Source organism: Castellaniella defragrans, assembly GCF_014203015.1.
In the GTDB taxonomy this organism is placed as follows: domain Bacteria; phylum Pseudomonadota; class Gammaproteobacteria; order Burkholderiales; family Burkholderiaceae_B; genus Castellaniella; species Castellaniella defragrans.
The window spans coordinates 94,456-107,297 of record NZ_JACHIB010000008.1 but is presented as its reverse complement, the minus strand read 5'-3'; the positions used below and the strand labels follow the sequence as shown (position 1 = coordinate 107,297).

The window sequence follows — 12,842 nt, the reverse complement described above, 5'->3', positions numbered from 1 at the left end:
TCGGGCGAACCACGAATCATCGTGAAACGATTTTACGTGGCATCCATCGAGCGGCGTCGCGGCAAGCGCGCCGAATTTTCCCTGAATCGCCTGGCAGCCGCGCTGCACGGCGGCATCGGCCTTGCGGCGCTGCTCGCGTCCCTGGGCTCGATGGCGGCCGGGCCGGCGCGGGCCGACGAAGGCATTTCCCAGGTCAGCCGCGGCGCCGATGGCCGCGATGGCGAAACGGCGTTCACCTGGTCCTCCGCGACCGAGGGCAAGGACGCGGATCCCTCGGCCTGGACCCAGTCCCAGCCGATCCGCAACGTGGCCTCGCCGGCGCTGGAGATCGGTTCCGTCGGCGGCGCCGGCGGCTCGGTCCACACCAAGGGCGTCTTCCATAACCTGCCGGGCAAGCCGGGCGGCAAGGGCGGCGCGGCCTCGCTTTCCGTGGCGCAGTCCGCCGAGATCTCCGGCGTGCTGGGCGTCTCCGCGCAGGCCAGGCCGCTGATCCGCGTCTTTTCGGTGGGCGGCACGGGCGGCCTGGGCTATACCTCGTGGACCGAGAGCGAAAGCGGCATCGGGCGCGGCGGCGACGGCGGTCCGGTTTCCCTGAACATCGCGTCGCGCGTCACCGCGACCAGCGATCCGGCGGCCCGGACCCGCGCGCTGCCCGCCATCCAGGTGCTCTCGCAGGGCGGGGCGGCCGGCGTCAGCAAGGACGGGCGCCGGTCCGCCGACGGCACGTACAAGGATCGGGTCGATACCGACCGCGGCGGCTCCGGCGGAGACGTCTCCGCCACCTTCGACAAAAGCGCCAGCGTCGGCGTGACCGGGGCGCTGGCGCCCGCGGTGTCCGTCAGCTCCCTGGGCGGCGACGGCGGGCACGCCAGCAACAGCGGCGGCTATCCCTCCAACGGCGGCGCCGGCGGCGCCGTCGATTTCGCCAACTGGGGCACCATCGCCGCCAATGGCAGCAATTCGACCGCGGTCATCCTGCAAAGCGCCGGCGGCGCGGGCGGCGGCGGCGCCAATGGCGCCTTCGCCGCGGGCACCCCGGGCGGCCGGGGCGGTGCCGGCGGCGTGGTCAAGGCGCTCAATGGCGGCACCATCGCCACGCGCGGCGACTACAGCTTCGGCATCATGGCCCAGTCGGTGGGCGGCGTGGGGGGCAGCGGCGGCGGCGCCGCCTTCGTGGACGGCGGCGACGGCGGCGGCGCGGGCCTGGGGAAACTGGTTTCCATCACCAATTACGGCACCATCACGACCACGGGCGCCGGTTCGAGCGGGATCGTGGCCCAGAGCGTCGGCGGCGGCAGCGCCCTGGACGCGTTCTACGCCACCCGGCCGACGGTGAACCAGGGCGGCGGATCGGGCGGCAACAGCGGCATCCTGCTTTTCGCCAGCGGCGGCACGGGCGGCCAGGGCGGCGTCGGCGGCGACGTCAAGGCCGAGCATCGCGGCGTGATCCGCACGGCGGGCGATGCCGCCCATGGCGTCCTGCTGCAGAGCATCGGTGGCGGGGGCGGCACGGGCGGCGCGGCTTCGGGCTCCACCGCGTTCCTGTCCGTGGCGCTGGGCGGCGCCGGGGGGGTGGCGGCAACGGCGGCGAAGTGACCTTCAACAGCACCCTGGGCCGGATCGAGACCGGAGGCAGGAACGCGACGGCGGTGCTGGCGCAATCCGTCGGCGGCGGCGGCACGGGCGGCTACGCGACTTCCAGGTCCGTCAGCCCGGCCGTGTCGGCCGCCTCCTCGCTGGGCGGCTCCGGCGGCAAGGGCGGCCAGGGCGGCGCGGTCAGGATCAGCAACAATTCCGCCATCCGGACCTCGGGCGAAGCCGCCATCGGGTTGCAGGCCTCCAGCATTGGCGGGGGCGGCGGCACGGGCGGCGGCGCCGCGGCGTTCGCCGTGGCGCTGCCCGCGGTCACCCCCTCGGGCCAGCCCCTGCCTTCTATCGCCCTGACCAATGCGATCGGCGGCTCCGGCGGCGATGGCGGCAAAGGCGCGGCCGCCGCCGTCGACAACCGCAACGCCGGCATCGAGACCTTCGGGGTGGGCGCCACCGGCATCCTGGCGCAGAGCATCGGCGGCGGCGGAGGCAACGCGGGCAACGCGTTCGCCTACGGCCTGGCCATTGCCGCGCCGGGCGCCACGGCGTTCAACGCGACCAATACCGTCGGCGGCAGCGGCGGGGGCGGAGGCTCGGGCGACAATGTCCGGGCGTACAACGACGGCTCCATCGGCACCCATGGCGACGGCGCCATCGGCATCCACGTCCAGAGCATCGGCGGCGGCGGCGGCAACGCCGGGTCCGCCGACGCCTCGGCCGACGCCTTGAGTCTTTACCGGACGATCGCGCTCGGGCAGACCATCGGCGGCACCAACCGTACGGGCGGGGGCCGCGGCGGCGCGGCTCAGGTCGAGAACCGCGGCCGGATCGAGACGCGGGGCGCCGGCGCCACCGGCATCCTGCTGCAGAGCATCGGCGGCGGCGGCGGGTACGGCGGCGCGGTCAACGCGTCCGCTTCCTCCGGGCTGTCCTTCGACAAGACGCTGAACGGCCTCGTCGAGAAGCTGCCGCTGGCCGATTCGGTCACCGTCGTCAACGCCATCGGCGGCAATGGCGGCAATGGCGGCGACGGCGGCAGCGTGAGCGCCTCCCTGACCGCGTCGAGCCTGATCCGCACCCTCGGCCCGCAGGCCGACGGCGTGCTGGCGCAAAGCGTCGGCGGGGGCGGCGGCATGGGCGGCGGCGGCTCGGCCGTGTCCGGCGGCACGCTGGCGCTCAAGCTGGCGATGGGCGGCAAGGGCGGCGCCGGCGGATCCGGCGGCATGGTCTCGGTGTCCGGCGCCGGCACGATCGAAACCCATGGCGATGCCTCCCATGGCATCTTCGTCCAGTCGATCGGCGGGGGCGGCGGCAACGGCGGCAGCCTGACGGCCGCGCCCGACGACACGCCCGATACGGTCGGCGAGGTCTGGGCGGTGCTGAAGAACGCGGTCGGCGTGGACGCCTATCAGGCGTGGGCGGCCGACAAGGGCAATGCCGAGACCAAGGAAGCCCTCGACGCGTTCATCAAGGACGTCCAGAACTCCAACGCCTACAAGTCGCTGGCCGATTCGTTCAAGAAGTCCGACTTCTACAGGCAGATGCAGGCGGCCGGCAAGCAGGTCACCGACTACCTGGACAAGCAGTCCAAGGGTTCGGTGAAGCGCCCCGACGTGTCGCTCACGCTCGCCATGGGCGGCGACGGCGGGGCGGGCAACCGCGGCGGCATCATCGACGTGGCGAACACGGGCTCCATCCTGACCACCGGACAGCTGTCGCACGGGATCATGGCGCAGTCGATCGGCGGCGGCGGCGGCCAGGGCGGCGTCGCCTACGCCTCGGGCACCAACAAGACCAATCTCAGCGCCACGCTGGGCGGCGCGGGCGGCACCGGCAACATCGGCGGGGACGTCAGCGTCCGGAACACGGGCACGATCCAGACCCGGGGCCAGGAATCGTTCGGCCTGTTCGCCCAGTCGGTCGGCGGCGGCGGGGGCACCGGCGTCGGCGCGCTCAGCAGCGACAACAAGAACCTCGTGCTCAACTTCACGGCCGGCGGCGCTGGGGGTTCGGGCGCCAACGGCGGCGGCGTCTCCGTGCGCAACGAAGGCACCATCCGCACGCAGGGCGAGGAAGCGCACGCGATCGTGGCGCAGAGCATCGGCGGCGGCGGGGGCGCCTTCATGATGAGCGTGCCGGAAGACAAGACCGCGTCCGCCGGCACGGACGAGAAGGCGGTGCCGGCGGGCACGATGAAGGAACTGCTGAAGGCCGTCGGGATCGAGAAGGTGCCGGCCGTCTCGACGGCAGGGTCCGGCAAGAAGCCCTCGGCCAAGTCGGGCAGCCTCACGCTGGGCGGTTCGGGCGGAGTCTCCGGCTCGGGCGGGGCGGTCAACGTCGTCCATGGCGGCTCCATCACGACGTCGGGCCTGGCCGCGTTCGGCATCCTGGCCCAGTCCGTCGGCGGCGGCGGCGGCCTCGTCAGCGCCGCGGGCAGCCCCGGCGGGGTCAAGTACGCCGCGTCTTACGGCGGCAAGGGCGGCGCCAGCGGCGACGGCGGCACCGTCAACATCGGTTTCAACGGCAACGCCTCGATCCAGACCTCCGGCGACTATGCCGCGGCGGTGTTCGCCCAGTCCATCGGCGGCGGCGGCGGCTACGGCGGCGCCTCGGTGCTGCAGGGCTGGACGCTGCCGGTATTGGGCGGCGCCGGCGGCTCCAGCGGCCAGGGCGGCTACATCGAGGTGCGCACGCTGACGGGCAGCACCACCATCCGGACGACGGGGGCCAAGGCGCACGGCGTCTTCGCGCAGTCGCTGGGCGGAGGCGGCGGCACGGTCAGCGATGCGCTCAAGACCGACGACACGGCGCGCGCCGCGCTGGAGAAGACGGCCACGGTCCTGGCCGGCCTCATCGGCAAGGCCGGCGGCTCGGGCACGGTGCTGGACAACATCGACAAGGTGCCCGAGGACCTCCAGGGCATCGTCAGGCTGTTCGGCAACGACAAGGACACGGTCGAGAGCGCCCTGGCCGCGCTCAGGAAGAGCCTGAACGAGCGCAGCGCCTCGCAGGGCACGGGCGGCGACATCTCGATCAAGCTCGCCGGCGACATCCGCACGAGCGGCGCCGGCTCGTACGGGATCTTCGCCCAGAGCGGCTTCCAGCAAAGCAGCGGCGCGCTGGACGCCAGCCGCGCCGGCGGCAGCATCGCCGTCGATTATTCGGGCACGCTGCAGGGCGGCTCGGGCGAGGGCGCGGGCATCGTGATCGACGGCGGGCGCAACAACACCATCGTCATCGGCGCCGGTTCGCGCGTCGGCGCGCTTTCCGACCGGGCCATCGTCTCCACTTTCGGCCAGGAGTCCGTGCGCAACTTCGGCACCGTGGTGGGCGACATCGACCTGGCGCGCGGCAACACCACGGAATGGAACGAGTTCCGCAACGAAGTGGGCGGCACCTACGTCAGCGGCGGCAGCGGAACGATCAAGGTCGGCAACGGCTGGTTCTACAACGCCGGCACCTTCGATGTCGGCGGGGTGGGCAGGATCGCCACCGCCACGGTCCAGAAGGTGGACCTCCAGCTGGGCGGCACGCTGCTCGTGGATGTCAACAGCGTCGCCGCCGGGGGCCCCAAGGCCGACCTGGTGCAGGCATCCCGGGTGCTCGTCGAGGGCGTCAAGATCAAGCCGCATGCCGTCGAGGGACTGCTGCCCGGCAGCTTCACGGTGGTGTCGGCCTCGTCCCTGCAGACCGGACGGGCGGCCACGGCGGCCGGCGGCCCCGGCAGCCCCATCGCCTGGTCGGCGTCGCAAAGCGGCGGCGGCATCTCGATCTCCCCCTCGGCGGATTTCGTCGGCAAGGCGCAAGGCAATCTGACCGATACGGACCGCTCGCTGCTCGACAGCCTGCAGCGCGCCTGGGACGGCAACGAAGCCGGCATGGCGGGCATATTCGCCAGCATGGCCAACATCGAATCGGCCCAGCAGTACGAAACCGCGATCGGCAGCATGACGCCCACCGAGGACCTGGGCCAGCTGGCCTCGGACCAGACGCTGGCCGGGCGCAAGTCGCTCAATGCCGCGCTGAGCTGCCCGGTGTTCGACGGTGCGGGCGTCACCCTGCGCGAGACCCAATGCGTCTGGTCGCGCATCACCGGCTCGCGCACCACGCAGGACCGCGGGTCGGCGAGCGACGGCTATTCGCAGGACGGCCTGAGCTACCGCATCGGCGGGCAATGGGAGATCCGCCCCGACTGGTTCTTCGGCGCCACGGCGGCCTACAACGTCAGTTCCATGCACACCCGGGACAGCCTCACCTCGGTCCACGGGCGCAGCGGCGACGTCTCCGTCTCGCTCAAGCACCAGACCGGCCCGTGGCTGCTGGCGGGCGCCCTGCACGCCGGCTACGGCGACTACGACTCCAGTTCCCTGTTCTGGGTCGGCGACGACCTGTGGAGCGCCGAGAACAAGAACGATGTCTGGACCGCCGGCCTGCGGCTGCGGGCGGCCTACGAGCTGGCCTCGGACGACTGGTACCTGCGGCCCTATGCCGACCTGGACGTGCTGCACACCTACATGCCGGGCTACACCCTGGCCGGGGACGGCGCGACCCTCCAGGCCGGCGCCATGAAGGAATGGAGCGTGGCCGTTTCGCCGACCCTCGAAGCGGGCACCCGCGTCGACCTGGGCCGGTACGGGTGGCTGCGCCCCTACGTGTCGGTCGGAGCCACGTTCATCAACAACCGGAGCCTGGACAGCGACGTGTCCTTCTCCGACGGCAGCGGCAAGGGCATCACGTTCACTTCGAGTTCGTCCCTGCCCGAGCGGCTGTTCAACGTGGGCGCCGGCGTCCAGCTCTACGCGCAGGACAAGTACGAACTGCGCGCGGAATACCGGGCCCAGCTGGCCTCGGAATTCCGCAACCAGGAGCTCAGCCTGCGCGTGGCCATGCGGTTCTGACGCGCCGCATCCCCCTTGGGGGATGCGCCAGGACAAAGGCCAGTCCCCGCGGACTGGCCTTTTTGCAACGATCCCCGCCGCCGGGGATCGCCGGAGCGCCCGGAATCCCGCGCATTTCCTCGTATCAAATTGATTGTTGTCCGCCTGATTGCTACACTGGATGGATTCCTCCTGCATGGCAAATTCAGGCTTTTTACCTACGCGGCGCAGGCCGCGTTTCGCATTTTCAGGACACGCTTACATGGTTTGCATCACCCTTCCCGACGGTTCGCGGCGCGAATTCGACCATCCCGTTTCCGTGCACGAGGTCGCGCGCTCCATCGGGACCGGGCTGGGCAAGGCGGCGCTGGCAGGCCGGCTGGCTGTCGACGGCGAGCCGGCGCGGCTGGTGGACGCCAGCCACGTGATCGACCGGGATGCCTCCCTGAGCATCGTCACCGACAAGGATCCCGAAGGTCTGGACCTGATCCGCCATTCCACGGCGCACCTGCTGGCCTATGCGGTCAAGAGCCTGTTTCCCGATGCCCAGGTCACCATCGGTCCGGTGATCGAGAACGGCTTCTACTACGATTTCTCGTACAAGCGTCCCTTCACGCCCGAAGACCTGGAAGCCATCGAAAAGAAGATGGCCGAACTGGCGCGCCGCGACGAAGCCGTGACGCGCGAGGAATGGGACCGCGACGAGGCCGTGAAGTTCTTCCGCGGCATCGGCGAGGCCTACAAGGCCGAGATCATCGCCTCGATCCCCACCAACGAAAAGATCAGCCTGTACCGCGAGGGCGACTTCATCGACCTGTGCCGCGGCCCGCACGTGCCGTCCACCGGCCGTCTGCGGGTGTTCAAGCTGATGAAGGTGGCCGGCGCCTACTGGCGCGGCGACAGCAACAACGAAATGCTGCAGCGCATTTACGGCACCGCCTGGGCGCGCAAGGAAGACCAGGACGCCTACCTGCACATGCTCGAACAGGCCGAACTGCGCGACCACCGCCGCATCGGCCGCGAGCTGGACCTGTTCCACTTCCAGGACGAGGCGCCCGGCCTGATCTTCTGGCACCCCAAGGGCTGGACGATCTGGCAGCAGGTCGAGCAGTACATGCGCCAGGTGTACCAGGACAACGGCTATCAGGAAGTCAAGGCGCCGCAGATCCTGGACCTGTCCCTGTGGAAGAAGACCGGCCACTGGGACAACTACCAGGAAAACATGTTCACGACGGAATCCGAGAACCGCGTGTACGGCCTCAAGCCCATGAACTGTCCGGGCCACGTGCAGATCTTCAACGCCGGCCTGCATTCCTACCGCGAACTGCCGCTGCGCTACGGCGAATTCGGCCAGTGCCACCGCAACGAGCCCTCCGGCTCGCTGCACGGCATGATGCGCGTGCGCGGCTTCACCCAGGACGACGGGCACATCTTCTGTACCGAGGACCAGCTCCAGGAAGAATGCGCCGCCTTCACGCGCCTGCTGCAGAAGGTCTACGCCGATTTCGGCTTCACCGAGATCCTCTACAAGGTCGCCACCCGCCCCGAAAAGCGCATCGGCGCCGACGAGGTCTGGGACAAGGCCGAGCAGGCCCTGAAGGACAGCCTGGACCTCTCCCATTGCGACTACGAGGTCTCCGAGGGCGAGGGCGCCTTCTACGGCCCCAAGATCGAATACACCCTGAAGGACGCCATCGGCCGCCACTGGCAGTGCGGCACCATCCAGGTGGACTTCTCCATGCCCGCGCGCCTGGGGGCCGAATACGTCGACGCCCAGGACCAGCGCCGCACGCCCGTGATGCTGCACCGGGCCATCCTGGGGTCCCTGGAACGCTTCATCGGCATGCTGATCGAAAACCACGCCGGCGCGCTGCCCGCCTGGCTGGCGCCGCACCATGCCGTGGTCTGCTGCATCTCCGACGCCTCCGCCGCCTACGCCGAACAGCTCGCCCGCGACCTGAAGGCGCAGGGCCTGCGCGTGTTCGCCGACGTGCGGGGCGAAAAGATCACCCGTAAAATCCGCGAACATAGCCTGCAGAAAATTCCGTATATTCTGGTCGTCGGTGACAAGGAGCGCGAGTCCGGCGCCGTGTCCGTGCGCGGGCGCGGCAATCTGGACCTGGGCACGATGCCGGTGGCGGATTTCACCGCCCGGCTCAAGCACGAAATCTCGACCCGACAGCAGGGGACCGAACCGGCGCAGGCCTGATTCGACCCCTTTTTCATCAACTCACAGGAGTTCTCGACATCGCAACCGAAAAGAAACACCGCGTCAACGGTGAGATCCGCATTCATGAAGTCCGCCTGATCGGCGTGGATGGCGAACAGCTGGGCATCGTCCGCACATCCGAGGCCTTGTCCATGGCCGAACAGAACGACGTCGACCTGGTCGAAATCGCCCCCACGGCCAGTCCGCCGGTCTGCCGCCTGATGGACTACGGCAAGTTCAAGTACCAGGAACAGAAGCGCCAGCAGGAAGCCCGCGCCCGCCAGAAGATCATCCAGGTCAAGGAAGTCAAGTTCCGCCCGGGGACCGACGAAGGCGACTACCAGGTGAAACTGCGCAATCTGCGCCGCTTCATCGAGGATGGCGACAAGGCCAAGGTCACGCTGCGCTTCCGCGGCCGCGAGATGGCCCACCAGGAACTCGGCATGCGCGTCCTCGAACGGGTGCGCGACGACCTGGGCGAACTGGTCCTGGTCGAGGCCATGCCCAAGCTCGAAGGCCGCCAGATGGTGATGGTGCTGGCACCGCGCAAGAAAGCGAGTTAGCCAGGCATCACAGAGGCATTCATGCATTTTCTGTTCGTCATCGATCCGCTGCCCGCCCTGAAGGCCTGGAAGGATTCCTCCGTCGCCATCATGCGCGGCCTGGCGGCGCAGGGGCACGACTTCAGCTTCGCCACGATGGGCGATCTCTACGTCCTGGAAGGCCGCGTGCGGGTGTCGGCCACGGCGATGCGCCTGCGCGCCGATGCCGACTGGCACGGCCACGACTGGTGGACGCAGGATGCCGCGCCGCGCGACTGCACGCTTGCCGACTTCGATGCGGTGCTGATGCGCAAGGACCCGCCCTTCGACATGGAATACGTCTACGCGACGCACCTGTTCGACCATGCGGCGGCGCAGGGCGCGCGCGTGTTCAACGCCGGGGCGGCGATCCGCAACCATCCGGAAAAGCTCGCCATCACCGAATTCGCGCAGTACACGGCGCCCACGCTGGTCAGCCGCGACATGGCGCGGCTGCGCGCCTTCCACGCGCAGCACGGCGACGTCATCGTCAAGCCCCTGGACGGCATGGGCGGCAGCGGCATCTTCCGCCTGCGGCCGGGCGAGCCGAACCTGGGCTCCATCCTGGAAACCCTGACGGAACTGGGCACGCGGACCATCATGGCGCAGCGCTACATCCCCGAGATCCTCGACGGCGACAAGCGCATCCTGATCATCGGCGGCGAGCCGGTGCCGTTCGCCCTGGCGCGCGTCCCGCTCGTGGGCGAGACCCGCGGCAACCTGGCCGCCGGCGGCAGCGGCCGGGCGCAGCCGCTGTCGGACCGCGACCTCGAACTGGCCCAGGCCGTGGGCCGCAAGCTGGCGGAGCGCGGCCTGCTGCTGATCGGACTGGACGTGATCGGCGACTACATCACGGAAATCAACGTCACCAGCCCCACCTGCTTCGTGGAAATCACCGAGCAGACCGGCTACGACGTGGCCGGGCGCTTCGTGCAGGCCCTGGTCCGGGCCGTGGGCGCGGCATGACCCCGCGCGCACCGGGCCGCCCCTCGCGCGCATGCCGGAGTACGCGGCGCGCAGCCGCCGCGGCGGAGGCCCCATGAACACCCGCATCGCCCTGGTCATGCACGAGCCCCTGGGCGCGGCCTTCGAGGCCTGCGCCCGCCACGTGCTGGGCCGCGTGCCCGACCTGACGGTCTTCGACATCGCGCCCGACGCCGATCCGCCCGCCCAGACCGCCCGCATCCTGGACTGGATGCGGGCGCGCGGGCCGGCCGAGCCCGTGCTGATCCTCTGCGACCTGTACGGCGCGACGCCGTTCAACATCGCCGCCCAGGCCCTGCGCCGCGCGCTGGAGGAAGGCTACGTGGCGCACCTGCTGACCGGCACCAACGCCTGCATGGTGCTGAAAGCCTTGACAGACCAGCAGGAAAACCCCGAATCTCTCGGTGAACGCGTGCGACAGGGGGCGCTGCGCGGTATCGTGAATGCGGAACCCCCATGTGATTGCTAGAGCCCAGGAGCCCGTGCCCATGCCTTCCATCGATCTGGTGATTTCCAACAAGCTGGGGCTGCATGCGCGCGCGGCCGCCAAGCTGACCCAGCTGGCCGGGCGCTATCGCAGCGACATCTTCATCTCGCGGGGGGCTCAGCGCGTCAACGCCAAGAGCATCATGGGCGTGATGATGCTGGCCGCGGGCCTGGGCGTCACCGTCCGGATCGATGCCCAGGGCGAGGACGAGGCCCAGGCCCTGGCCGATATCCGCGCCCTGTTCGAGGGCCGCTTCGGAGAAGCGGAATAGACCAGGCCGATCCTCGCATGAGCCCGCCGGAATCCGTGCCGTCCGCGATGTGTTCCACCCTGTGCCTGTACGGCCAGGGCGTGGTGCGCGGCTATGCCATCGGCCGGGCCGTGGTCATGAGCGCGGCCTCGCTCGAAGTCGCCCACTACCGCATCGCCGAGAAGGACATCGAATCCGAGCAGCGGCGCTTCACCCTGGCGGTGGACGAGACCGTGCGCGAACTGGGGCAGATGGCCGAAGACCTGCCGGCCGACGCGCCGCGCGAACTGGGCGTGCTGCTGTCGGTGCATGCCATGCTGCTGCAGGATCCCATGCTGGTGCAGTCGGTCTGCCAGCTGATCGCGGAACGCCAGTACAACGCCGAATGGGCGCTGACGGCCCAGGGCCAGCTCCTGGTGGAGCAGTTCTCCCTGATGGACGACGCCTACCTGCGCGAGCGCGGGGCGGACGTGCGCCAGGTGATCGAGCGCGTCCTGCGGGTGCTGTCGGGGTCCGTGCACTGGCTGCCGAACCTGGACGCCGTGGACGTGGACGGCAGCCTCATCGTGGTGGCGCGCGACATCTCCCCGGCCGACATGATGCGCCTGCGCGGCGGGCGCTTCGGCGCCTTCCTGACCGACCTGGGCGGGGCCACCTCGCACACGGCCATCGTGGCGCGCAGCATGAACGTGCCGGCGGTGGTCGGCATGGGGCTGGTGCGCACGCTGGTGCGCGACGGCGACCGGCTGATCGTCGACGGCCTGAACGGGCTGGTCCTGGTCAATCCCTCGGACGCCGTGCTGCGGGAATACCAGGAACGGCAGGCCGCCTTCCTGCGCGAGCGCGACGAGCTCAAGGCGCTGCGCTTCGCGCCGGCCGTCACGCTCGACGGCATCCAGATCCGCATGGAAGCCAACATCGAACTGCCCGAGGAAGCCGCCGACGCCCTGGCGGCCGGCGCCGAGGGCATCGGGCTGTTCCGCAGCGAATTCCTGTTCATGGGGCGCTCCAGCCTGCCGAGCGAGGAAGAGCAGTACGAGGCCTACGCCTCGGTGGTGCGCACCATGGCGGGCCGGCCGGTCACCATCCGCACGCTGGACATCGGCGCCGACAAGACGCTCGACGGCGAGGTGACCGTGGCCACCAATCCGGCGCTGGGCCTGCGCGCGATCCGCTACTGCCTGGCCAATCCCGAGATGTTCAACACGCAGCTGCGCGCGCTGCTGCGGGCCGCCGCGCACGGGCCGATCCGGGTGCTGTTTCCCATGGTGTCGCACATGCACGAGATCCACGCCGCGCGCCGCGCCCTGGCGCGGGCCGCCGAGGAACTGCGCGCCGCCGGCCTGCCCCACGACGCCGCCGTGCAGGTGGGCGCCATGGTCGAGATTCCGGCCATCGCCATCGCCATCGAGCCCTTCGCCGAGGCGCTGGACTTCCTCTCCATCGGCACCAACGACCTGATCCAGTACGTGCTGGCGATCGACCGGGGGGACACCGACGTCGCCTCCCTGTACGATCCCATGCATCCAGCGGTGCTGCGCCTGATCGCGCACACCATCAACGTCGGCGAGCGGCTGGGCAAGCCTGTGTCGATCTGCGGCGAGATGGCGGGCGACGTGCGCGTCACCCGCATGCTGCTGGGGCTGGGCCTGACCGGCTTCTCCATGCATCCGCAGCAGCTGCTCGACGTCAAGAAGGAAATCCGCCGGGCCCATTCCAACGCCCTGCGGGTCAAGGTCGCGTCGGCCCTGAACCGGGCCGAGCGTATCGACCTGTCCACCCTGGACGCCTGAAGCCGCCGGTTTCCAGGCCATGCCCGGGTTCCTGGCCCTCCGGTTCGTTGGTAGAATCGTCCGGTGGCCAT

8 protein-coding genes are annotated in these 12,842 nt (G+C 70.0%); all 8 read left to right on the top strand.

The genetic code is table 11. The features are described 5' to 3' along the window. Positions 1–21 precede the first annotated feature (21 nt). Positions 22–1,596, top strand: a complete 1,575-nt coding sequence (locus HNR28_RS08295) for a hypothetical protein (protein WP_158386253.1) — start codon at positions 22–24, stop codon at positions 1,594–1,596. Further along, positions 1,593–6,488 (top strand): autotransporter outer membrane beta-barrel domain-containing protein, encoded by a 4,896-nt coding sequence (locus tag HNR28_RS08290; RefSeq protein ID WP_151024505.1) that lies wholly within the window; start codon positions 1,593–1,595, stop codon positions 6,486–6,488. The genes HNR28_RS08295 and HNR28_RS08290 overlap by 4 nt, the downstream gene beginning before the upstream one ends. A 241-nt stretch (positions 6,489–6,729) precedes the next feature. Further along, positions 6,730–8,676, top strand: a complete 1,947-nt coding sequence (gene thrS, locus HNR28_RS08285) for a threonine--tRNA ligase (RefSeq protein ID WP_043682134.1) — start codon at positions 6,730–6,732, stop codon at positions 8,674–8,676. Further along, on the top strand, positions 8,676–9,239 hold the full coding sequence (infC, locus tag HNR28_RS08280) for a translation initiation factor IF-3 (RefSeq protein WP_242404307.1): 564 nt from the start codon (positions 8,676–8,678) through the stop codon (positions 9,237–9,239). The genes thrS and infC overlap by 1 nt, the downstream gene beginning before the upstream one ends. 21 nt (positions 9,240–9,260) lie before the next feature. Further along, entirely contained in the window at positions 9,261–10,223 is a 963-nt protein-coding gene (gene gshB / locus HNR28_RS08275) for a glutathione synthase (RefSeq protein ID WP_043682138.1), read from the top strand. Positions 10,224–10,296: 73 nt separating this feature from the next. Continuing rightward, positions 10,297–10,710, top strand: a complete 414-nt coding sequence (locus HNR28_RS08270; protein ID WP_043682142.1) for a PTS sugar transporter subunit IIA — start codon at positions 10,297–10,299, stop codon at positions 10,708–10,710. Between the two features lie 19 nt (positions 10,711–10,729). Then, the gene (locus HNR28_RS08265; RefSeq protein ID WP_043682145.1) at positions 10,730–10,999 is read left to right on the top strand and encodes an HPr family phosphocarrier protein; all 270 of its coding nucleotides are present in this window, start codon (positions 10,730–10,732) and stop codon (positions 10,997–10,999) included. 47 nt (positions 11,000–11,046) lie between these two features. Continuing rightward, a complete protein-coding gene (gene ptsP / locus HNR28_RS08260; protein WP_244978244.1) occupies positions 11,047–12,771 on the top strand; it encodes a phosphoenolpyruvate--protein phosphotransferase in 1,725 nt (574 codons plus the stop codon). Positions 12,772–12,842 lie beyond the last annotated feature (71 nt).

Coding starts and splice junctions, on each gene's coding strand:
- thrS (WP_043682134.1), top strand. CDS start 6,730: ATGGTTTGCATCACCCTTCCCGACGGTTCGCGGCGCGAATTCGACCAT.
- gshB (WP_043682138.1), top strand. CDS start 9,261: ATGCATTTTCTGTTCGTCATCGATCCGCTGCCCGCCCTGAAGGCCTGG.
- HNR28_RS08270 (WP_043682142.1), top strand. CDS start 10,297: ATGAACACCCGCATCGCCCTGGTCATGCACGAGCCCCTGGGCGCGGCC.
- HNR28_RS08265 (WP_043682145.1), top strand. CDS start 10,730: ATGCCTTCCATCGATCTGGTGATTTCCAACAAGCTGGGGCTGCATGCG.
- ptsP (WP_244978244.1), top strand. CDS start 11,047: ATGTGTTCCACCCTGTGCCTGTACGGCCAGGGCGTGGTGCGCGGCTAT.